Genomic DNA, 20,521 nt, shown 5'->3' on the forward strand with positions numbered 1-20,521 from the left:
GTCGCGACGATGAGCCAGGACTACACGCCGCCGTCGAGTGCCTCGATCGCGACTCGACAGAACGACGACGAGGCGCTTCGCCTGCTCCTCGCGCAGCGTCGTCTGTACACCCGAGCGAAGCGCTGGCAGGCAGCGCGGTGGATTGGGCTGCTGATTCTGGGTGTCGCAGCCCCGTTCATTTCGATACTCATTCCGGGATCCGCGGTCGCAGTCGGCGCGATCACGGGCATCTGGCTTTTTGTGGGCCGCACGTTCCTCACTGCGGCGGAGGTTCGAACGATGACGAAAGCGGCGGCGGTCCAAGAGGAAGTCGATCTCTACATCTTCCAGATGCCGGAGACGATCGAGCGCGCTTCGCGCCCGACTGTCGAAGAGATCGAGTTACTCGTTCGCGACAAGCAGGGCCTGCACGCCGCTGCGAGCCATGAGCGGCTCGTCCATTGGTACGACATAGATCCGAGCCACCCCGGATCCGAGACGATCGCAATCGCGCAGCGCGCCAACGCCTCGTACACTGATCGGCTGATTCGCACCGCTGTCACCGTCTGGGCGATCGTTACCGTGGTGTGGCTAGCCGTTCTGCTCACATGGAGCGCGCTCAGTGGTCTTGCATTTGGCTTGATCCTGCTTGGCGTGCTCTTCCCCGTCCTGCCGGCCGTTATGGACGTAGCCGACTATCTGCGGAGTACGTGGCGTGCGGCGCAAGACCGGGCCGACCTCGCTCGCACGATCGAGTCACGCCTTGAGGATGGCGAGCCGATCATGGGGCAGGAGCTCATCTCGTGGCAGACCCAGCTCTACGACCTGAGGCGCACGACCCCGCAGGTCCCGGACTGGCTGTACAAGATCACGCGCAACCGCAATGAGGCCGCGATGCACGCCGCCTCCAAGCGACTCCGGAGGAAGAACCAATGACGCTGACGACGGCACAGGCATTCGCGAAGTTCCTCGAGGACATCACTGCGACCGAGTATCAGAAGAACACGCACATCCCGGCGCGAAAGACATCGGTCAATAAGAACCTTGAGGAGGCATTCCCCTCAACATCCGACATGCCCTACTGGGGAGGGATCCTCATGGGGTCCGCCGCAAAGGGAACGATCATCAGGCCGATAGACGACATCGATGTCCTGGCCGTGTTCTCCGACGAGAAGGGGGTCTGGCAGAGGAAGTACTGGAATGATTCGCAGGCCTTCATCTACAGGGTGCGTCAGGCCTACGCGGGAACGCTGATCCAGCAGGTCGGAACAAGGGGTCAAGCAGTCCGCGTGTTCTTCCAGACGGGCGGTCACGTAGACGTAGCGCCCGTCTTCCATCAAGGCAACAACGTCTACTGGCTGCCGAACGGCTCAGGCGGCTGGATCTCGACCGCTCCCACCGTCGCCAACAGCTGGTTCAGCAACAAGAGTAAAGAACTCGGCTACCACCTTGCACCGATCGTGCGCCTGCTCAAAGCTTGGAATCGAGCGCACTCAAAGCGGTTCCGTTCGTTCCACCTCGAGACCGTGGCCGGCATGGTCTTCGGGAAGCTCGGTAGCAACTACCGCGATGCGATGCAGAAGTTCTTCGAATGGGCCCCCGGCTGGCTCGACGTGAATGACCCTGGCGGCCAAGGTGGCTCCCTCAGCAGTTACCTCACCTATACCTCTAGGCAGGAACTCATCGGCGCACTCAACACCGCTGCGTCTCGAGCCCGCAAGGCGAATGAGGGCGAGGCCCGCGGAGATCACGCCGAGGCGAAGCGGCTCTGGCGAATCATCCTGGGAACGAGTTTTCCGAGCTAGACAACGTTCGAAGTCTGGCACCGAGGAGTACACCGATGAGCGCACTGTACGTCTGAATCGAGCGGTTCGTCGACACCTCTATCGCCTCGATGCTCGCGGCGGAACATCGGCAGTGTCACGGACCCGCGCGCGGCAATGCCTACGCACTCCCCTCGCCGCGCACTGCCCGCAGGGGGATGGTCAGGAACTTAGCCTCGAGCGCGAACCCCGGTCCTTTCAAGCGAGCGCGGGCTCAGATACACGCCTAGCGGACGCTGGCCTTTAGTTTGCTGCCTGCGGTCACCTTCACTCGTTTGGCAGCGGCGACGCGGATCTCCTCACCTGTCTGGGGGTTTCTTCCAGTCCGTGCGGACGTCGCGACCTGCTCGAACGAAATCCATCCAGGGATAGAGACTTTAGACCCTCTCGCCACAGCCTCAGAAACGGTCGAGAACAGAGTGTCGAGTATCGCCGAGACCGCCGCTTGGCTCTGACCAGTCGCGGAGGCGATGCTCGCCACGAGCTCCGTCTTCGTTGTTGTGCGAGTGGACGCCGAGTGCCGTACCCCGGTTCGGCTGGGGGGTGCCGGATCATTCGGCGGCCTCCAGGGCTCGGGCGCTGGATCTGCCTGTGGCTCCTGGTCAGGCGGCGACCCGGGGCTCACCTATACATCCATACGACAGCGACCCAAATGGTCAGCGTAGTCAAGGAGAATACGAGGATCGCTCGATAGAGCCAGCGGATCCAGGTTAGGGATCGTTCGTTCATTTTGATCATCGCGGGAACCGTGTCAGTCGCGAGCGCGCGCAGTGCCCAAGTCCGCGATGGGGCGCGCTCAGACCCTTCCATCCATTCCATCAGGTCATCTGGCTTGAGAATGAACTTGAACTGGAAGAACGGAGCGACTGCGAACACCAGAAGAATCGCCAGCACGGCGAAGCAAACTGATCCGGCGATCGTCAGCGCATAAAAGCCATCGTCGCGGACTACGTCGGCGCTGAGCCCGGCGCCAACTAGAAATCCAGTGGTAGTCGCAATGAACGCCGTGAATGCAAGCGCTCGGGTGCGCATAGCACTCAGCTCTTCCCGTTGCGCCTTCACGCTTTCCATCCCGGCTTGATAGGCCAATTGAACCCAATCAGCGCGCTCGCCATCAGACCACTCTGTCTTCTTCGCTCCACTGGGGTCGCCCGTCGACCGCTGCGGTGGAGTCGAACCAGCGTGATCAGCCATGCCCGCACTCTAATCCAATGGTTCGTTCGGTTGGGCCGATGTCCCGTTGAGCGGCGAGGAGAATCCGTGCGCCGGTGGACCGCACGAAGCCCTGGACACGCGTAAGCACGGATTACACCGGAACTGAACGCGCGGACCCAAGAGCGGCCGCCCACCCAGGTCCCCGATTCGGGCACGGTTCGGATGGGGATCATCTTGAACTCATGATCTCCCGTTCGCGGGACGGTGTTCTACCGCCGCCGCCATCAGTTCACGGGGCGCCGGTTCTGATGCTCCTCCGCTGCGTACAGCATGAACAACTCGACTGTGGTTTGCAGACCAGTCACGGCGATCTCAACGAAGTTCGCGTACACATTCATGCTCATCGGATGCTCCGCAGGGTTCCGAACCGCATGCGGCTCAACACCCATCCCAGCTGAGATCGGGATGTTCCCGTGAGACACACCTGCGCACGCCATCCAGCATGAGTGCATCAAAGTCGGGTAGCTCGGTCGCACAGCGCGGCTAGCATCCTGAACGATGCCGCTCAGCGCCACTCTCTTGGACGTCGTCACCTTCTCCGGGTCAAGTCCCTTAATCGGCTCAGCGATCTCATGAATCGTTTCTTCAAGGTCGTACACCGCGCTGAGATTGGGATCCGCGTCCGCAGCAACCGCCATATCAACGGCGCTCTCGGTGTCCCACCACATCCGCTTGAGGAATCGTTCGACCCTGCCACGGACCGAAGGGTCCGCGATGAGCCAGTGCGCCGTCGCCATGCACTCGATCGCGACTCTGAGCACAACGAATGAAGTAAGAGCCGGCGCGCCACCGCCGCAGGCAGATTCGATGTAGTGCTGTGCCAGGCGAAGTTGAGTCCGCACCATGTCCGACGGGAGGAAGGTCTCATGGAAATGCCGATCAACGGCGAACGCCCGCCCCCCGGGGACGATCTTCACACTGTCAAGTAGCTCGCCGATCGATTCCAGGCGGGCGCGGCTGGCATGAACGTATTCTTGCGCATCCGGTCTCTGCACTCGCGCTTCAAGGAACTCAGAAATGCGTCTGAGCTCGTCGTCATCCATCTCCACCGATTCAGGCTACGTCGGATGTCCCGATGCTATTTCGGAGCACGCGCGAAGTGGTTGCAACGCCGGCGCGGTCGCATCGGGCGATCTCTTCGACTACAACGGCGACGTCGGCACTCTAACGCGGGACGACTACATGGAGGGGTTAACATCTTGACCTCGCTTGCATGAAGCGGACCCTTCACCGCGCAACGCCCGCATGAGGATCCTCATCGTGTGTCGTCAGTGGCGCGGCACGACGCTGGGCCTATGGATGGAATACAGATTGGATACGCCAGGGTCTCGACCACGGATCAGGACCTCACCGCTCAACGCGACGCACTGCTGCGTTTGGGCGTTCAGGACGCGCACATCTACGTCGACCACGGCATGACCGGCGCGAATCGCGCCCGACGAGGATTGCGGGAGGCGCTTGCAGCGGTGCGAAGCGGTGACACTCTCGTCGTGACGAAACTCGACCGGCTCGCCCGGTCGCTGAGAGATGCGCGCGAGATCGCGGATGAACTGACGTCGAAAGGCGTCGCACTCAGCCTCGGCGGGAACCGGTACGATCCCACCGATCCCGTCGGTCGCCTGCTGTTCAACGTGCTCGCCATGGTGGCGGAGTTCGAGCGGGATCTGATCAGCATGCGCACCAGGGAAGGGATGGGCGTCGCCCGCGCCAAGGGGAGGCTGAAGGGAAAGCAGCCGAAGCTGTCGAAGACCCAGCGGGCCCCGCTGTTCGAGGTGCACGATCGAGGCGAGTACACCCAGACCGAGATCGCGGAACTACTCAGTGTCTCCCGCGCCACCGTCTACCGCCAGCTTCAGCATCGCCGTGAGAAGTTCCTCGCATCCTGCGATGCGCACATCTTCTAGCACCCTTGGAGCCGCGGTCCCCAAGTCGGGCGTCCTACCCGAAACGGCCGCGGACCGAGGGGAAACCCGCCGCGCACCCTCGCGCATTGCCCGGACGAGGAACCGGAATGGGCAGACAGAACGCACATCCGTCTAGCGCCGCTGCTGTTCCGGCGGCCTGTCCGGGACCTACATCGGTACCCGTGGTCCGCGCAACACCTCGACGTCAGCCGGGGGGCGTTCCAAGGTGTTGGTGTGGCCAAGCGTTACGAAAACCTCGACCGCAGCCTTCAGAACAGCGTGCGGGTGACCGGACTGATCTTCCTGCCCGCACTGCTGGTCATCAACGTGTTCCTCCTGCTGGATGAGGAGCGTCGGATGAGCCCGACGAGCGGTCGCGGGTTCTACGCGCTCGGTCTTCCCGGGTGGATGGTCGACGGTGCGGTGACAGTCGGTCTCACTGTCATGATCGTGTTCATCATCGTCGGTTGGGTGCGGCAGCGACGCCGCACACGCCTCGCACAGGAGTCGGCTCCCGCCCGACCGGACGGCGCTGGCGATTAGTCAGGTACGTGCGGTCTGGACCGGGAGTGGGTCTGCGGCAGCGGGCGGGTCCTCGATGAGTTCTCGGGCTTGCTGCTTCGTGAGGTGGCTCGGATACAGCTGTCGGGAGAACCTGCCGTGCGGGTCCTCTTTCGCGCGCGGCAACTCGACCGCGGATGCGTCCACGATCCGAGCCGCCAGTGCCGTCTCCGCATCGGTGAGAGTGAGCGCTTCACGCCGGCGCACCATGATCGGCGCGCGGAAACCGTCAGCCCCGTGCAGCACGACGATGATGGTCCGCTCCGATCCAGGCAGCGGCGCGCTCGCCACCAGCTCTGCACTGGTCAGCTCGGACCACGCCGCTTCACGCTTACCCGCGCGAATCCTCGACTCCTTCTCATTCACAAGAACGCGCGGGGCCGCACGGCGAACGACAACGACAATCACCACCGCTGCCACCGCCGCGAAGAGACCCAACCAGACGAAGAGCATGACCGCGTCGTCCACGCGGGAGAGGATCTGCATCGGCAGCGTCGCAACGAACACCAGCGCGAACACCGATGATGCACCCGCTAGGAGGAGATGGAACCCGCCCGCCCGAGGCCCCAGTGCCCGCCAGCCGACTTCTTCCTCACGGTCATCGGCCGCAGTGGACGGGTGTTGCGTGTGCGACAAGTGAGCTACCACGCCGGACCCACTCTGGAAGCTGCGGCGGAGGAGCACGATGCCGATCGCGGCGTACAACACCGCCGCCAGCCCGAAGAAGATCACCCTTCCCCGCGGGACCTCCGGATCCGCGGCAACCCAGACCAGCAGTGCGACAAGCACCGGGACCGGGGCGAGGAATATGGTCCCGAGCACACGCAGGAAGCGTCGCACCCTGACGGTATCTGAGAGCTCCGGCCCCGCAGGTGGCCACGTCTTGTCGGCCCACGATGGGCGCCGCAACCAGAGGGCACCCACACTCATCCCGATCGTCGCGGCAGTTAACGCGAGTGCGGCCGCGATCGACCAGCGGGCATCCGTGATCGCCCAGCCCGCGACAGCCCCTAAGGCGACGCTCACGAGCATCAGCCCGACACCGGCCCACCGCGGACTCATCTCACACACCCCCAGGCGTTGAGCCCTGTCTAACGAACCCGCCGGCCGGCCAGCCAGCCCTTGACACCGTGCTTACACCGCCCCCGCGAACGCCTGGCTGCCGGGTTACGGGGGTCGCCGTGTGAAGTAGCGGGTTCATTCCCGAACAGCGGCCTCATCGATTTGCGTCAGATCTTCGATCCGGCGCTCGAGATCGATCTGGTCGTGTGTGAGGGTGCCGACGACACGTTCACGCCCGGCAGGTGTTCCGAGCTGGGGCGGATTGGGGTGGCCTTCCGGGTGGCACGGTTGACGACCGCATCCGCACGGGACTGGCTGGTGGGCTCCGGCGTGTTCGACCCAACGCGCGACGCCTACGTGTGAGGTCCGACCCCGCGGTTCACCAGTGCTGGCACGCGGACTGCCAGCCCAATATGGTGGCGACATGAGCCTCGCTGGCAGGGTCACCCTGGGAGCCGCCGTACTCGTCGTTGGCGGCCTCGTCGTCCTCGCTGCCCCCGCTGTCGCTTCGGTGGCCGGCGTGGTCTCGTCATGGGCGAACTCCGCCCCGACCGAGGAGTCGCCCGAGCTGGATTCAGTGGTGAGCGATGACGCCGCGGTCGAGAAGCGGATGCAGGGCGAGTCGGGCGATGGGTACGTGTATGTCGGCAACGGCACGGCGATCCCAGAGAACGGCCCAGCAGGGTGCGAGGAGACGCGCTGGCTTCACGTAGGCGGCGGACGCGCCAGCATCAACGGCCACCTGATCGACCGGGGAGTCAACGAGCTTGCACGGGGGACGGCGGGCCTGGATGCGGAAGGCAACGTAAAGACGTACACGGTCGAGCCCGGTGACGCGCTGTACGCGATCGGTGACCGGTTCTGCATCGCAAACGCGCTGACTATCGCGACCCTCAATCACACGCGTACGATCCAGCCTGGCGAGGTACTGCTGCTGGCTCCTGACAGCTCGGTCCCGTGGGTGGAGTACTTCAACCCACGGAGCGCTGAGGCCGGCTACCAGCAGATTCCCTACCAGCTCGCGGTCGAAGCGATGAGCGCCGCTGCCTGGGCGGGCGATGTCAACCAAATGCGTGACATCTTCACGAACGAGCTACGCGCGCTGTATCCCGACCCGGCCGAGGCTGACGTCATCGCGAACGCGCTCGATGCTGGCGACCTCGACGTGCTGCGCCAAATGTTCGCGTAGCCAGTAACGTCAGCGACGTGCCCGCGCTTGCCCATGTTCCGCTGGGAGCAAATCGCGCTGCAATCGCTGGACGTGCCCCCTGCCGCGTGCGGCCAGAGTTGCGCATCGCACGCACTCTGCTAGGACAGAGACAAGCGAAAGCGGTTCTGCGACGGGAAAGGGTCCTCATCGCCGCAACAGCAGGAGTGAAGGAGATCTCATGGCCCACGTGATCGTCCACGCGACCATCAGCCTCGATGGGTTCCTCGCAGACCCGAACGGCAGCGTCGATTGGATGTTCGGCCGGCCCGCCGCTCCCGAAGACGACGACGTCGTCAACGCTGTCGTCGAGCGCATCGGCGCCGTTGTCGGAGGAGCGAACCGAACGCAGACCATCGAGGATGGTGAAATCCCGTACGGTGGAATGTTGAAGGTGCCGGTCTACCTGATGACCCACAGCCCTCACGATCCGATCGAGCGCGACGGCGTGACGTACACCTTCGTGGTCGACGACATCGCCCAGGCCGTAGAGCTAGCGAAGGCCTCGGCCGGCGATAAGTGGGTGAGCCTCCTGGGCGGGAGCATCTCACGACAGTGCCTCCAGCTCGGCCTCGTCGACGAGCTCCACCTCGACGTCGCACCGGTGCTGCTCGGCGAGGGGATCTCCCTGTTTGCCGGCTTGGGTCAGCGCATCGAACTCGAGCGCGTCGAGACCTCGGCCTTCGCGAGCGAGACCCACCTCCGCTACCGCGTCCTTCGTTAGCGACGGCTCGGCCCTGACCGGATGCTTCGGAGTATGCAGTGACTGCGGAAACTCAACGAATCGCTTGCTGGGGTACCTGGACTCGAACCAAGAACAACTGAACCAGAATCAGCCGTGTTGCCAATTACACCATACCCCACCGGACACAACCGAAGCGGTGCCGACGATCCAGTCTAGACGACGCCCGGAGGGCCGCCAAACCGGCCGAGTGCCCGCGCGCGTCGTCTGCGCTCAGGCAGCGAGGTGCGTGACAAGCCCCCCGAGGCGGCGGATCGTCTCGGCCTTGCCGAGCAGCTCCATCGACTCGAAAAGCGGCGGCGACACCCGCCGTCCCGTGAGCGCCACACGCGGAGGACCGTAGGCGACACGCGGCTTCAGCCCGAGCTCTTCGACGAGGGCATGCGACAGCGCCTCCTGCACCGCGGCGGCCGTGAACTCGGTCTCGGGCACCAGCTCGAGCGCTGCGACGGAGGCGACCAGCACCTCGCCGGCGTTGGCGGGCAGCCCCTTCATCGCGTCGTCCTCGTAGGTCACCTCGCTGCGGAAGAGGAAGGCCAGCATCCCCGGCACCTGGCCGAGCAGCTGCACCCGCTCCTGCACGAGGGGCGCGGCGGCGGCGATGGTCGCCGTCTGCTCGGGGGTCGGGACGGCGTCGACCAGGCCGGCGTCGGCCAGGTACGGGACGATGCGCGCCGCGAAGTCGTCGGCGCCCAGCATCCGGATGTGGTCGCCGTTGATCGACTCCGCCTTGGTCTGATCGAACCGGGCAGGGTTCGGGTTCACGTCGGCGATGTCGAAGGCCGCGACGAGCTCCTCGAGCGAGAACACATCACGGTCGGGAGCCAACGACCATCCGAGAAGCGCGAGGTAGTTCAGCAGCCCCTCGTGGATGAAGCCCTTCTCCCGCTGCAGGAACAGATCGGCCTTCGGGTCGCGCTTGGAGAGCTTCTTGTTGCCCGTCTCCCCCAGCACGAGCGGCATGTGGCCGAACCGCGGCACGAACTCGGTGACGCCGGCGTTGATCAGCGCCTGGTAGAGGGCCAGCTGGCGGGCCGTGGACGGCATCAGGTCCTCGCCCCGGATGACATGGGTGATGCCCATGAGCGCATCGTCGACCGGGTTCACGAAGGTGTACAGCGGCACTCCCCCGGCGCGGACGATCACGAAGTCGGGGAACGTGCCGGCGGGGAACGTCACCGCACCCCGGATGAGGTCGACGTACGTGAGATCCTCATCGGGAACACGAAGCCGCCACGCAGGTTCTCGGCCCGCCGCCCGGAACGCCGCCTTCTGCTCGTCCGTCAGATCGCGATCATGGTTGTCGTAGCCGAGCTGCTTCGCGCGGCCGTTCGCCTCGTTGCGCGCGTCGATCTCTTCCGCGGTGGAGTAGCTCTCGTAGACCGCGCCGGATGCGACGAGCTTGTCGAGCACGTCGCGGTAGATGTCGTGACGCTGCGACTGGCGGTACGGAGCGTGCGGCCCGCCGACCTCGACGCCCTCGTCCCAGTCGATCTGCAGCCAACGGAGCGCGTCGAGCAGCTGCAGATAGCTCTCCTCGCTGTCGCGCGCGGCATCGGTGTCTTCGATGCGGAAGACGAGCTTTCCACCGTGATGGCGGGCATACGCCCAGTTGAACAGCGCCGTGCGGATGAGCCCGACGTGCGGCAGGCCGGTCGGCGACGGACAGAAGCGCACGCGGATGTCGGCGCCGGTGGCGGTCGTGGTGCGGGGATCGGGCGAGGAAGGCATCGGGTCCGAGTCTAGTTCGCCGCGCCGGCGCTCCCCTCGGCGGTGAGGGTGCGGACGATCGCATCCAGAGTCGTGCGCACGGCCGGAACATGCTCCGCCCCGCGCGCCGTGACGACGTGCAGCGCGCGCGCCTCGGCGTCGGGGAGGCGGGGCGCCGCGACACCGGTCAGCAGCGGCAACGACGCGACGGCCATCCCGGGGAGGATCGCGACCCCCACCCCTTGCGCGACGAGGCTCTCCACCGCGACGAAATTGTCGGTCTCGAACGCGATCTCGGGCTCGAACCCGGCCCGCTTGCAGGCCTCGAGCAGATGCCCTCGACACTGCGGGCAGCCGGCGATCCATCGCTCGCCGCGGAGGTCCTGGAGCCGCACGCGCGTGCGGTCGGCCAGCGGATGCTGCGTCGGGACGACCACGTGCACATCGTCGGACCCGATCGTCGACACAGACAGGCCGGAGGTCCCCTCGGCGGCTGCATCCCGACGATCGCCGGCATAGCTGAACGTGAGGGCGACGTCGGCGCGGCCCTCGCGGACCGCCGCGATCGCCTCCGGCGGCTCGAGCTCGATGAACCCGATGGTCACGCCCGGCCGCTGCGCCGTGACGGCAGCGATCACGCGCGGAACCACCGCGGACGAAGCCGAGGGGAACGCAGCGATGCGCACCCGACCCGCGCGTTGCCCGCGCAGTTCGGCGAGATCCCCGGCCGCAGCGTCGAGGGCCGTGGTCACCGTCGCCGCGTGGCGCGCGAGAACCTGCCCCGCCTCGGTCAGACGGACGCCCCTCCCCACGCGCTCGAGAAGCGGCAGCCCCACGCGCCGCTCGAGGCGACGGAGCTGCTGGCTGACGGCCGGCTGACTGTATCCCAGGGCGACCGCGGCCGCCGTGACGGAACCGTGGTCGGCGAGGGCTTTCACCACGCGGAGAGCGTGCGCGTCGACCGAGTCGTCGATCATCGGGGCGTCGGTCATGGCGAAAGCATAACGAGGCGGCATGGATTCCATTGATCACCTGGCGTGGTGCAATGCTTCGGACGGGAGGATGCTGGCTCCATGACCGGTGCTCGATCATCCCTCGCGTCGGCTCGTGCCGAGTTCACCGGGGGCCGCGGGTATCTCGCGGCCTGCACGCTGGGCCTCCCGCCTCGAGGGACGGTCGCCGCGGTCACGGCCGACCTGCAGCGCGCAGCATCCGGACGCCCCGACATCGCCGCGGCGTCGCGAGCCGTCGAGGAATCGCGCTCGTCCTACGCGCGGCTGGTGGGGGTGGGTGTCGACGACGTCGCGCTGGCGGCGCAGACGTCGGTCGCCGTGTCGCTGATCGCCGCGTCGATCCCCGACGACGCCGTCGTCTTGTGCCCCGAGGGAGATTTCGCCTCGGTGGTGCTCCCCTTCGTCCATGCCGGCCGCGGCATCCGCGTGCGGACGGCTCCGCTGGCCGAGCTGGCCGCCGCGGTCGCCCCGGATGTCTGGCTGGTCGCCTTCTCACTCGTGCAATCCGCGACCGGGGAGATCGCGGATGCGGCGGCGATCCGCGCGGCAGCCTCCGCAGCCGGTGCGCGAACGCTCTGCGATCTGACGCAGGCGGCGGGCTGGCTGCCGGTGGACGCGGGCGACTTCGACGTGACCGTGTGTCACGCGTACAAGTGGCTGTGCGCTCCTCGTGGCGTGGCGTTCCTCACCGTGCGGCGAGAGTTCCGCGATCATCTGAGACCGGTGCAGGCCGGCTGGTACGCCGGCGACGATCCGTGGGCCTCGTGCTACGGCGGCGAAGCCGTGCTGGCCCCTGCCGCCCGTCGCTTCGACGTGTCCCCGTCGTGGCAGGCGTTCGTAGGAGCAGCCCCGGCCCTCGCTCTCTTCTCGGACGTCGATGCCCTCGAGCTTCACGCGCACGTCACCGCCCTGGCACGCGCCTTCCGCGAGGGGCTGGAGCTTCCGGCGCCCGAGCGCGAATCGGCCATCGTCACGTGGCCGGATGCTGCCGGCGAGGCGCTGGAGCGGCTTCGCGGAGCCGGCATCGTCGCCTCCGGACGCGCGGGGCGTGCGCGGGTGGCCTTCCACCTCTTCAACGATGACGAGGACGTGGACTCCGCACTTCGCGCCCTCGCGTCCTGAGAGTCAGCGCAGCGCCGACGCACACCGCCGCGACCAGGATCAGCGCGACCGTCGCCAATCCGGCGTATCCGATGCCCCCGAGGACGAGACCGGCCCACACGGCGCCCACGGCTCCGACCATGCTCATCGTGAAGTCGCTGATGCCCTGTCGGCGGGTACGCACGCCCTCCCCCGACGCCTCGGTCAGAAGAGCCGACCCCGCGACGGTCGTCGCACTCCAGCCGAGCCCGAGAAGCACGAGCGCCGCGGTGACGGCCGCCATGCTCTCGGCACCCGCGGCCGCCGTCACGAGAGCGGCCGCGAGGAGAGTCTGCCCGACGAGCACGGTGGCACCGCGCCCCAGGCGGTCGGCGAGGATGCCGAACACCGGAGAAAGCGCGTACATCCCCGCCACGTGAAGGCTGATGGTGAATCCGATGACCGACAACGACGCACCGTGGTGCAGCAGATGCACGGGAGTCATCGCCATGACCGAGACCATGACGGCGTGCGCCGCGGCGACCGCGAAGATGGCGTAGCGGGCAACGCCCGGGCGGTCCTCGTGCGCGACTCCGGATGCCGCCGCCTCGTGCCGCGACCGGATCGCCAGGCGCTGGGCGAGGAGGAGCGGATCGGGACGGAGCGCCACGAGGTAGACCACCACGGCGAGGATCTGCCCCACGATCGTGAAGACATACGGCCCCGTGAGCGTCGGGAGGGCGAACTGGGCTCCGAGGGCCTCCCCCGGTCCGACGAGGTTCGGGCCGAGCACAACGCCGATCGTCGTCGCCCACACCACCAACGAGAGCGCGCGTCCGCGGGAGGCGTCGTCGGCGAGGTCGATCGCGGCGAAACGGGACTGCAGGTTGGCCGCCTGCCCCGCGCCGATGAGCGCGAAGGCGGCCAGGAGCAGCGGGAACGAGCGCGCACCCGTCGCCGCGAACACCAGGAGGACGCCGAGGAGGGCGATCAGCATCCCGGAGGTGAGGCTGATGCGCCGACCGCGGCGGCGCGCCAGCGCCGCGAGCGGAATCGCCAGCACAGCGGTGCCGAAGGTGACGGCCGCCGTGGCGAGACCGGCGACCGAGTCGTCTCCGGAAACGTTGGCGGCCAGCAGCACGCCGAGCGACAGCGTCGCTCCGAAGCTCACGCCGCCGAGCACCTGCGCAGTGGCCAGCACCGCGACGGTGCGGCGCTGGATACGACGGACGTCGAGGGAGTCGGAAGCAGCGGTGTCAGGCATCCCTGGCCGGATTGCGCAGCACGCCGATGCCCGTGACCTCGACCTCGATCGTGTCGCCCGCGCCGAACGGGCCTACGCCGGCCGGCGTACCGGTGAGGATCACGTCGCCGGGGAGCAGGGTGAAGGCGGCCGAGGCGTACGCGATGATGTCGGCGACGGAGTGGATCATGTCGCTCAGAGGCGCCTCTTGCTTCACTTCGCCGTTCAGGCGGGTCGTGACGACGGCGGATGCGGCGTCGAACTCGGTCTCGATGACCGGCCCGAGCGGGCAGAACGTGTCGAAGCCCTTCGCCCGCGACCACTGGCCGTCGCTGCGCTGCAGGTCTCGGGCGGTGACGTCGTTGGCCACGGTGTAGCCGAAGACGTACTCGTCTGCCCGCTCCGCGGGGACGTTCTTGGCGATCCGGCCGATGACGGCCGCGAGCTCGCCTTCGAAGTGCGTGTTCTGCGACTGCGGCGGCCGCACGATGACGTCGCCCGTACCGATGACGGCCGTGTTGGGCTTGAGGAACAGGAGCGGCTCGGCGGGGGCCTCGCCGCCCATCTCGGCGGCATGGTCGGCGTAGTTCTTGCCGACGCACACGACCTTGGAGCGGGGGATCACCGGCGCCAGCAGCACCGCATCGCCGAGCGGCACCCGCTCCCCCGTGGTGTCGAAGCCGGCGAACAGAGGGTCGCCCGCGAGGACGACGAGCTCGCCGTCGTCGACGATGCCGTAACGGATGGCGTCCTGGTGGCTGAACCGCGCGATCTTCACCGGTTCAGCCTACTCAGCGGGGCAACGCCGCACCGCGAGACTGCACCGCCGCCACGAGACAGCATCCGGCGGACGCAGTCTCGTGGTGCACGTGCAGTCTCGCGGTCTAGTCTGCCCCCGCCGCCGAGCGAGGAGGCGAGACGAACCGTCAGGCGTCGAGGCGCAGCAGCCAGCCGTGCCGGTCTTCGATGCGGCCGTACTGGATGTCGGTGAGCTCTTTGCGCAGCTCCAGGGCGAGCGTGCCGGTGGGCTGCTCGTCGAAGAAGTCCTTGCCCTTGAGCACACCGATCGGTGTCACGACGGCGGCGGTGCCGCACGCGAACACCTCGGTGATGTCGCCGGATGCGACCCCCTGGCGCCACTCGTCGAGCGAGACGGCGCGGCCCTCGACCTTGTGACCGCGATCCTTCGCGAGCTGCAGGATCGAGTCGCGCGTGATGCCCTCGAGGATGCTGTCGGACTCGGGCGTGACGAGCGTGCCGTCCTTGTAGACGAAGATGACGTTCATCCCGCCGAGCTCTTCGACGTTGCGCTTCTCGTCGAGGAAGACGACCTGGTCGCACTCGTGCTCGTAGGCCTCGGACTGCGGCAACAGACTCGAGGCATAGTTGCCGCCGGTCTTGGCCGCTCCGGTGCCGCCCTTGCCCGCGCGGGCGTAATCCTCGCTCAGCCAGATCGACACCGGGTTCACGCCGCCCTTGAAGTAGGCGCCTGCGGGGCTGGCGATCAGGTAGTACGCGACCTTGTGCGCGGGGCGCACGCCGAGGAAGGCCTCCTTGGCGAACATGAAGGGGCGCAGGTACAGGCTCTGGTCCTCGCCGGAGGGCACCCAGTCGCCGTCGATGGCGATGAGTTCGCGCAACGACTGGATGAAGTACGGCACCGGCAGCTCGGGGAGCGCGAGACGGCGGGCGCTGCGCTGCAGGCGGCGGCCGTTCTGGTCGGGACGGAACGTGTGGACGGAGCCGTCGGCGTGACGGTACGCCTTGATGCCCTCGAACACCTCCTGGCCGTAGTGCAGCACGGCCGCGGCCGGGTCGAGCGAGATCGGGCCGTACGGGGAGACGCGGGGCCGGTGCCATCCGCCGTTCACCGACCAGCAGATGTCGACCATGTGGTCGGTGAAGTTCGTGCCGAAGCCGGGGTTGGCGAGGATCTGCTCGCGCTGAGCCGGCGACTTGGCGGTGAGGTTGCGCGTGACGGCGAACTCGAGCGGGTCGAGGCCGGTGTCGGGATCGGTGTCGATGAGGGTCATGTTCGTCCTATCAGGAGTGCGGCGGTAACCGCTCGACTCAGATTAGACCCGGAGTCGAGCGGCGATCGAGTCGCCGATCTGCGATGTCGTGCGGGCGGTGCCGCGGCGGGTGTCGATGTCGTCCTCCACCGCGCGCGTGACACGAGCGGCTTCGTCGCGGAGGCCGAGCGAGTCGAGAAGCAGCGCGACCGAGAGGATGGCCGCGGTGGGGTCGGCTTTCTGCTGCCCCGCGATGTCGGGCGCCGAGCCGTGCACGGGCTCGAACATCGACGGGAAGGCGCCGTCGGGGTTGATGTTTCCCGAGGCTGCGAGGCCGATGCCACCGGTGATGGCGCCGGCCAGGTCCGTGAGGATGTCGCCGAAGAGGTTGTCCGTGACGATCACATCGAAGCGGCTCGGGTTCGTGACCAGGTAGATCGTGGCCGCGTCGACGTGGGCATAGTCTACGGCCACGTCGGGGTACTCCGCGGCGACTTCGTCGACGACGCGCTTCCAGATGCCGCCGGCGTGCACCAGCACGTTCGTCTTGTGCACGAGTGTCAGCTTCTTGCGTCGCCGCTCCGCCAGCGCGAACGCGTATCGCACGACCCGCTCGACGCCGAAGGCGGTGTTGACCGACGTCTCGTTGGCGATCTCGTGCGGCGTCCCCTGCCGGATCGAGCCACCGTTGCCGACATACGGCCCTTCCGTGCCCTCACGGACGACCACGAAGTCGACCTCGCCGGGCTCGGCGAGCGGGCCGGGAGCGCCCGCGTACAGCCTGGCCGGGCGGAGGTTCACGTAGTGGTCCAGCGCGAAGCGGAGCCTGAGCAGGAGGCCGCGTTCGATGTTCGCGTCCTTCAGGCGCGGGTCCCCCGGGACACCCCCGACGGCGCCGAGGAGGATGGCGTCGTGGGCGCGGATCGCATCGAGGTCGTCGTCGGTGAGCGTGTCGCCGGTCTCGAGGTAGCGCGCCGCCCCAAGAGAGAACTCCGTGCGCTCGAAGGTGACATCCGAGACCGCCGTGACGGCCTCCAGCACCTTCACGGCCTCGCCGATGACCTCGGGTCCGATGCCGTCACCCGGGATGACGGCCAGCTTCACGACGCGCGACATGACACTCCTTGTCAGGGTTCGGCGCGTCAGCTCTTCGATGCGCCTCGGGATGCTCCCAGGGTAGTGGCCGCGACGACCCCGGCCACGACGATGAGCACGGCGCCGATCAGCGCCGTGACGACCACCCCGGAGTCGAAGGCGTGTGCAGCGGCGTCGCGGAGTGCCGCGCCGACGTCCGCGGGGAGGGTTTCGGATGCGGCGACCGCGCCGGCGAGCGTCTCCCGGGCAGCGTCCGCCGCGGCATCCGGGAGTCCGGCGGGCAGCACGAGCTGCGCTCGGTACAGCGCGGTGAGGATGCCGCCGAGGATGGCGGTGCCGAGCACGGCGCCCAACTCGTAGGCGGTCTCCGAGACGGCGCTTGCCGCACCGGCCTTCGCGGACGGCGCGCTGGAGAGGATGAGCTCGTTCGAGACGGTCTCGGCGGCGCCGATCCCGATCCCGAGGGCGACGAACGCCGTGACGAGGATCGGCAGCTCCGCCGTCCCGAACGCCACCATGATGTAGGCGACCACCGAGAAGCCGAGCGCTGCCGGAACGATGACCCGAGCGGGATGTCGACGGGCGACCGGCACGACGAGGAGCCCGGAGAAGATCATGGCGACGAGCCCGGGGACGAGCGCGAGGCCCGCCTGAAGCGGCGTGAGCCCCACCACCAGCTGCAGATGCTGCGCGACGAAGTACAAGAACCCGACCAGCCCGACCACGCTCAACAGGTTCACCACGATCGCGCCCGAGAAGGTGCCCTGACGGAAGAGCGACATGTCCAGCATCGGGACGGGAAGGCGCAGCTGCCGGCGCACGAAGAGGGCGCCGAACAGCAGACCGACGGCGAAGAGCACCGGGGCGGGGCTGGCGATGCCCTCGACCGCGAGCTCCTTGATGCCGTAGACGATCGGGATCATCGTCGCCAGCGACAGCCCGATGCTGATCAGGTCGACGCGTCCGGGGTTCGGGTCACGGCTCTCCGGGACGAGGAGCGGTGCGAGCACCAGGAGCGGGATGAGCACCGGCACCGAGAGAAGGAACACCGAGCCCCATGCGAAGTGCTCGAGGAGGATCCCGCCGACGATCGGCCCGAGGGCGGAGCCGGCGGAGAACCCCGCCGCCCACACCGCGATGGCGACACGCCGCTGATCGCGGTCACGGAAGATCGCCCGCAGGGACGACAGGGTCGACGGCATCAGCATCGCGCCGAACACCCCCATCAGCGCGCGGGCGGCGATGAGGAGGGTCGCCGAGGGGGCGAACGCGGCGAGGGCGGAGACGAGAGCGAATCCGGTCGCGCCGATGAGCAGCATCCGCCGGCGCCCGAAGCGGTCACCGAGGGTTCCCATGGTCACGAGCAGGCTCGCAAGCACGAGCGGATAGGCGTCGATGATCCAGAGCTGCTGGATGCTCGTCGGCTCCAGGTCGAGCGCGATGGCGGGGAGCGCGAAACTCAGCACGGTGTTGTCGACCGAGACGAGCAGAACGGGCAGCATCAGCACCGCCAGTGCGGCCCACCCGCGCCAGTCGGCGCGCACTGTGGTCAGGGTGGAAGTAGGGTCCGTGGTGTTGAGCATGAGGTGCAATCGTCTTTTCTTAACCGTCCAGACGGTATAGTAACAGATCACCGCTGTCAGAAAGGGAGCCGCCATGAGTCGTCCGCCGCGGGCGCGGGAGAGCGTTCTCGACGCCTTCGCGCAGATCCTCGCCGCCGACGGTGAACGCGCCGCGACGATGGACGCAACAGCCCGCGCCGCCGGGGTGTCCAAGGGTGGGCTGCTCTACCACTTCGCGTCGAAGGAGGCTCTGGAGGCAGGGCTCATCGAGCGGATGGAGCTCCTCGCCGGTGAGGACGTGGCAGAGATGTCGGAGTCGCCGGAGGGGCCCGTCGCAGCTTTCGTCCGCACGTCGCTCAACACCGGCACTCCCCTGGACCTCGCGATCGTCGCCGTCTCACGTCTGGCGCAGAACGGGAACGCCGCCGCCGTCGCCGCCCTTCGGCGCATCCGGGAGCTGTGGGAAGACACCATCCGCCCGCACACGCGCGACGAGACCGCTCTTCAGCTGGTCATGCTGGTGAGCGACGGGCTCTATTTCAATAATGCGCTGGCGGTCGGGTCGGTCCCGGGGCCCACTCCCTCGGCCGACGAGCTCGACGCGCTCATCGCGCTCGTGCGGTCGGCGGCCGGGGTCACTCCTCGGTGATCTCGATCTGACGGAAGAGGTCGCCGCCGACGGCAGCGCGCATCTCATCGAGGATCTCCTCGGGCACGCGCGAGTCGACGGTCAGCACCGACAGCGCACGCCCGGTGTCATCCGGTGCGACCTGCAGGCCCGCGATGTTGATGTCGGCGTTGCCGAGCTTCTGGCCGTAGATCGCCACGATGCCGGGGCGGTCGGGGTAGCGCATGACGACGTGGTACCGCTCGAGGGGCACCTCGATGTCGTAGCCGTTGATCTCGACGACCTTGGGAACCATACGGGTGCCGGCCAGCGTGCCGGCCACGGTCAGCACGGAGCCGTCGGCGAGCGTTCCGCGGAGGATCGTGATGTTGCGGTACAGCGGGCTCTCCGCTTCCACGATCAGCCGGGTCTCGACGCCCCGCTGCTCGGCGAACAGCGGCGCGTTGACGTACGAGACGCTCTCGCTCACGATGCGGCTGAAGATGCCCTTCAAAGCTGCGAGGCGGTAGACGCTTACGTCGTACGCCGCGAGCTCCCCGCGCACCTCGATGTCAAGGCTCGTGAGGGCGCTTTCGGCCAGCCCGCTGAAGAACTGCCCGAGCTTTTCCACCAGCGCGATGCCGGGGCGGACGAACGGATCGATCTCGCCACCGGCGACGTTCACCGCATCCGGTACCAGATCGCCTTCGAGGGCGAGCTTGACCGAGCGCGCTACCGAGACGCCCGCCTTCTCCTGCGCCTCTTCGGTGCTGGCGCCCAGGTGCGGAGTGACCACGACGTTCGGCAGATCCAGCAGGCGGCGGGCGGGTCCGTCCTCGACCGGGGGCTCTGTGCTGAACACGTCGAGGCCCGCTCCGGCGATCTCGTTCGTGGTGAGCGCCTTGTACAGCGCGTCCTCGTCGATGAGGCCGCCGCGCGCGACGTTGACGACGTACGCGGTGCGCTTCATCCGGCGCAGCTGATCGATTCCGATCATGCCGGTGGTCTCGGGCGTCTTCGGCATGTGTATGGTGAGGAAGTCGGCCTGCTCGAGGAGCTCGTCCAGCGTGAGCAGCTGCACGCCGAGCTGCTGCGCGCGGGCGCTCGTGACATACGGGTCGTAGGCGACCACGCGCATGTCGAACGCCTGGAGGCGGGCGGCGATGAGAGCGCCGATGCGGCCGAGGCCGACGATGCCGACCGTCTTCTCGAACAGCTCGGTGCCGGTGAACGCGCTGCGCTTCCACTGGCCCTGGGCGAGCGAGGCGTGCGCGGCGGGGATCCGGCGGGCCAGGCTCAGGATGTGCCCGACGGTGAGCTCCGCCGCCGACACGATGTTGGAGGTCGGGGCGTTGACGACCATGACGCCGGCCGCGGTGGCGGCCTTGATGTCGACGTTGTCGAGACCGACGCCGGCGCGCGCGATCACCTTCAGAGACGGCGCCGCGGCCAGTGCCTCGGCGTCGACCTTCGTGGCGGAGCGCACGAGGATGGCGTTCGCGTCGGACAGTGCCGACAGCAGCGCCGGGCGGTCGGTGCCGTCGACGGTTCGCACGTCGAAGTCGGGGCCGAGGGCCTCGATCGTCGCGGGTGAGAGTTCTTCGGCGATGAGGACGACGGGCTTCGTCACAGGTGGATCCTTCGGAGTGCACACGGGTGAGAGGGGTGCCGCGCCGCACACGAGGGGGCGGGCTTTCGCCAGCCTA

General features: G+C 67.5%; 20 protein-coding genes, 1 tRNA gene and 1 pseudogene. 9 read left to right on the forward strand and 13 right to left on the reverse strand.

From position 1 onward, the window contains the following. Positions 1 to 9 precede the first annotated feature (9 nt). Together ACTU3I_RS14535 and ACTU3I_RS14540 are read left to right on the forward strand one after the other, a co-directional pair. A complete protein-coding gene (locus ACTU3I_RS14535) occupies positions 10 to 915 on the forward strand; it encodes an S-4TM family putative pore-forming effector (protein WP_442926431.1) in 906 nt (301 codons plus the stop codon). Beyond that, positions 912 to 1,784, forward strand: coding sequence for an SMODS domain-containing nucleotidyltransferase (locus tag ACTU3I_RS14540; RefSeq protein ID WP_442926432.1), 873 nt, complete (start codon positions 912 to 914; stop codon positions 1,782 to 1,784). The genes ACTU3I_RS14535 and ACTU3I_RS14540 overlap by 4 nt, the downstream gene beginning before the upstream one ends. A gap of 244 nt (positions 1,785 to 2,028) precedes the next feature. On the opposite strand, the pseudogene ACTU3I_RS14545 reads toward ACTU3I_RS14540, so the two are convergent. The 3 genes and pseudogenes from ACTU3I_RS14545 to ACTU3I_RS14555 all read right to left on the reverse strand — a co-directional run. Beyond that, positions 2,029 to 2,298, reverse strand: a pseudogene (locus ACTU3I_RS14545) (HU family DNA-binding protein); the annotation flags it as partial. 125 nt (positions 2,299 to 2,423) lie between these two features. Next, positions 2,424 to 2,996, reverse strand: coding sequence for a hypothetical protein (locus tag ACTU3I_RS14550; RefSeq protein ID WP_442926433.1), 573 nt, complete (start codon positions 2,994 to 2,996; stop codon positions 2,424 to 2,426). 245 nt (positions 2,997 to 3,241) lie between these two features. Further along, a complete protein-coding gene (locus ACTU3I_RS14555) occupies positions 3,242 to 4,066 on the reverse strand; it encodes a hypothetical protein (RefSeq protein ID WP_442926434.1) in 825 nt (274 codons plus the stop codon). A 246-nt stretch (positions 4,067 to 4,312) separates the two neighbouring features. Between ACTU3I_RS14555 and ACTU3I_RS14560 the strand changes: the two genes are divergently transcribed. After that, positions 4,313 to 4,921: a recombinase family protein gene (locus ACTU3I_RS14560; RefSeq protein ID WP_442926826.1), complete on the forward strand. Its 609-nt coding sequence runs from the start codon at positions 4,313 to 4,315 to the stop codon at positions 4,919 to 4,921. Between the two features lie 234 nt (positions 4,922 to 5,155). Then, a complete protein-coding gene (locus ACTU3I_RS14565) occupies positions 5,156 to 5,464 on the forward strand; it encodes a hypothetical protein (RefSeq protein WP_442926435.1) in 309 nt (102 codons plus the stop codon). Here ACTU3I_RS14565 and ACTU3I_RS14570 read toward each other — a convergent pair whose 3' ends face one another. After that, entirely contained in the window at positions 5,465 to 6,514 is a 1,050-nt protein-coding gene (locus tag ACTU3I_RS14570) for a hypothetical protein (RefSeq protein WP_442926436.1), read from the reverse strand. It abuts the gene before it with no gap. Positions 6,515 to 6,706: 192 nt separating this feature from the next. On the opposite strand from ACTU3I_RS14570, the gene ACTU3I_RS14575 reads away from it, so the two are divergent. The 3 genes from ACTU3I_RS14575 (at position 6,707) to ACTU3I_RS14585 (ending at position 8,475) form a co-directional block, all read left to right on the forward strand. Beyond that, positions 6,707 to 6,907 carry a hypothetical protein gene (locus ACTU3I_RS14575; protein ID WP_442926437.1) on the forward strand — a complete coding sequence of 67 codons (201 nt, stop codon included), beginning with the start codon at positions 6,707 to 6,709 and terminating at the stop codon, positions 6,905 to 6,907. A 61-nt stretch (positions 6,908 to 6,968) separates the two neighbouring features. Then, positions 6,969 to 7,733 (forward strand): hypothetical protein, encoded by a 765-nt coding sequence (locus ACTU3I_RS14580; RefSeq protein WP_442926438.1) that lies wholly within the window; start codon positions 6,969 to 6,971, stop codon positions 7,731 to 7,733. Between the two features lie 199 nt (positions 7,734 to 7,932). Further along, a complete protein-coding gene (locus tag ACTU3I_RS14585; protein WP_442926439.1) occupies positions 7,933 to 8,475 on the forward strand; it encodes a dihydrofolate reductase family protein in 543 nt (180 codons plus the stop codon). 67 nt (positions 8,476 to 8,542) lie between these two features. Here ACTU3I_RS14585 and ACTU3I_RS14590 read toward each other — a convergent pair. From ACTU3I_RS14590 to ACTU3I_RS14600, 3 genes are all read right to left on the reverse strand, one after another. After that, positions 8,543 to 8,614: transfer RNA gene (locus ACTU3I_RS14590), tRNA-Gln, on the reverse strand. Between the two features lie 92 nt (positions 8,615 to 8,706). Further along, positions 8,707 to 10,224, reverse strand: coding sequence for a glutamate--tRNA ligase (gene gltX, locus ACTU3I_RS14595; RefSeq protein WP_442926440.1), 1,518 nt, complete (start codon positions 10,222 to 10,224; stop codon positions 8,707 to 8,709). Between the two features lie 11 nt (positions 10,225 to 10,235). Beyond that, the gene (locus tag ACTU3I_RS14600) at positions 10,236 to 11,195 is read right to left on the reverse strand and encodes a LysR family transcriptional regulator (RefSeq protein WP_442926441.1); all 960 of its coding nucleotides are present in this window, start codon (positions 11,193 to 11,195) and stop codon (positions 10,236 to 10,238) included. Positions 11,196 to 11,276: 81 nt separating this feature from the next. Between ACTU3I_RS14600 and ACTU3I_RS14605 the strand changes: the two genes are divergently transcribed. Next, entirely contained in the window at positions 11,277 to 12,338 is a 1,062-nt protein-coding gene (locus ACTU3I_RS14605; RefSeq protein ID WP_442926442.1) for an aminotransferase class V-fold PLP-dependent enzyme, read from the forward strand. Here the strand turns inward: ACTU3I_RS14605 and ACTU3I_RS14610 are convergent. The 5 genes from ACTU3I_RS14610 to ACTU3I_RS14630 all read right to left on the reverse strand — a co-directional run bounded on the left by ACTU3I_RS14610 (position 12,289) and on the right by ACTU3I_RS14630 (position 18,229). Then, positions 12,289 to 13,560 carry an MFS transporter gene (locus ACTU3I_RS14610; protein WP_442926443.1) on the reverse strand — a complete coding sequence of 424 codons (1,272 nt, stop codon included), beginning with the start codon at positions 13,558 to 13,560 and terminating at the stop codon, positions 12,289 to 12,291. The two genes, ACTU3I_RS14605 and ACTU3I_RS14610, sit on opposite strands and share 50 nt — an antisense overlap. Next, positions 13,553 to 14,317, reverse strand: a complete 765-nt coding sequence (locus tag ACTU3I_RS14615; RefSeq protein WP_442926444.1) for a fumarylacetoacetate hydrolase family protein — start codon at positions 14,315 to 14,317, stop codon at positions 13,553 to 13,555. Before ACTU3I_RS14615 ends, ACTU3I_RS14610 begins: the two co-directional genes overlap by 8 nt. A 148-nt stretch (positions 14,318 to 14,465) precedes the next feature. Further along, complete coding sequence (locus ACTU3I_RS14620; protein ID WP_442926445.1) at positions 14,466 to 15,572, reverse strand: branched-chain amino acid aminotransferase; 1,107 nt, start codon at positions 15,570 to 15,572, stop codon at positions 14,466 to 14,468. Between the two features lie 42 nt (positions 15,573 to 15,614). Continuing rightward, entirely contained in the window at positions 15,615 to 16,667 is a 1,053-nt protein-coding gene (locus tag ACTU3I_RS14625) for a 3-isopropylmalate dehydrogenase (RefSeq protein ID WP_442926446.1), read from the reverse strand. Positions 16,668 to 16,693: 26 nt separating this feature from the next. Next, a complete protein-coding gene (locus ACTU3I_RS14630; protein ID WP_442926447.1) occupies positions 16,694 to 18,229 on the reverse strand; it encodes an MFS transporter in 1,536 nt (511 codons plus the stop codon). Positions 18,230 to 18,302: 73 nt separating this feature from the next. Here ACTU3I_RS14630 and ACTU3I_RS14635 point away from each other — a divergent pair, with 73 nt between their 5' ends. Further along, positions 18,303 to 18,857, forward strand: a complete 555-nt coding sequence (locus tag ACTU3I_RS14635) for a TetR/AcrR family transcriptional regulator (RefSeq protein WP_442926448.1) — start codon at positions 18,303 to 18,305, stop codon at positions 18,855 to 18,857. Here the strand turns inward: ACTU3I_RS14635 and serA are convergent. Continuing rightward, positions 18,844 to 20,445, reverse strand: a complete 1,602-nt coding sequence (serA, locus tag ACTU3I_RS14640; protein ID WP_442926449.1) for a phosphoglycerate dehydrogenase — start codon at positions 20,443 to 20,445, stop codon at positions 18,844 to 18,846. The two genes, ACTU3I_RS14635 and serA, sit on opposite strands and share 14 nt — an antisense overlap. Positions 20,446 to 20,521 lie beyond the last annotated feature (76 nt).

The sequence above is a fragment of the Microbacterium sp. RD1 genome (assembly GCF_052220165.1).
Lineage (GTDB): Bacteria > Actinomycetota > Actinomycetes > Actinomycetales > Microbacteriaceae > Microbacterium.

What these genes read in the sequence shown, in the direction of transcription:
- ACTU3I_RS14535 (WP_442926431.1), top strand. Translation starts at nt 10, where the DNA reads ATGAGCCAGGACTACACGCCGCCGTCGAGTGCCTCGATCGCGACTCGA.
- ACTU3I_RS14540 (WP_442926432.1), top strand. Translation starts at nt 912, where the DNA reads ATGACGCTGACGACGGCACAGGCATTCGCGAAGTTCCTCGAGGACATC.
- ACTU3I_RS14550 (WP_442926433.1), bottom strand. Translation starts at nt 2,996, where the DNA reads ATGGCTGATCACGCTGGTTCGACTCCACCGCAGCGGTCGACGGGCGAC.
- ACTU3I_RS14560 (WP_442926826.1), top strand. Translation starts at nt 4,313, where the DNA reads ATGGATGGAATACAGATTGGATACGCCAGGGTCTCGACCACGGATCAG.
- ACTU3I_RS14570 (WP_442926436.1), bottom strand. Translation starts at nt 6,514, where the DNA reads ATGCTCGTGAGCGTCGCCTTAGGGGCTGTCGCGGGCTGGGCGATCACG.
- ACTU3I_RS14580 (WP_442926438.1), top strand. Translation starts at nt 6,969, where the DNA reads ATGAGCCTCGCTGGCAGGGTCACCCTGGGAGCCGCCGTACTCGTCGTT.
- ACTU3I_RS14585 (WP_442926439.1), top strand. Translation starts at nt 7,933, where the DNA reads ATGGCCCACGTGATCGTCCACGCGACCATCAGCCTCGATGGGTTCCTC.
- gltX (WP_442926440.1), bottom strand. Translation starts at nt 10,224, where the DNA reads ATGCCTTCCTCGCCCGATCCCCGCACCACGACCGCCACCGGCGCCGAC.
- ACTU3I_RS14600 (WP_442926441.1), bottom strand. Translation starts at nt 11,195, where the DNA reads ATGACCGACGCCCCGATGATCGACGACTCGGTCGACGCGCACGCTCTC.
- ACTU3I_RS14605 (WP_442926442.1), top strand. Translation starts at nt 11,277, where the DNA reads ATGACCGGTGCTCGATCATCCCTCGCGTCGGCTCGTGCCGAGTTCACC.
- ACTU3I_RS14610 (WP_442926443.1), bottom strand. Translation starts at nt 13,560, where the DNA reads ATGCCTGACACCGCTGCTTCCGACTCCCTCGACGTCCGTCGTATCCAG.
- ACTU3I_RS14620 (WP_442926445.1), bottom strand. Translation starts at nt 15,572, where the DNA reads ATGACCCTCATCGACACCGATCCCGACACCGGCCTCGACCCGCTCGAG.
- ACTU3I_RS14625 (WP_442926446.1), bottom strand. Translation starts at nt 16,667, where the DNA reads ATGTCGCGCGTCGTGAAGCTGGCCGTCATCCCGGGTGACGGCATCGGA.
- ACTU3I_RS14630 (WP_442926447.1), bottom strand. Translation starts at nt 18,229, where the DNA reads ATGCTCAACACCACGGACCCTACTTCCACCCTGACCACAGTGCGCGCC.
- ACTU3I_RS14635 (WP_442926448.1), top strand. Translation starts at nt 18,303, where the DNA reads ATGAGTCGTCCGCCGCGGGCGCGGGAGAGCGTTCTCGACGCCTTCGCG.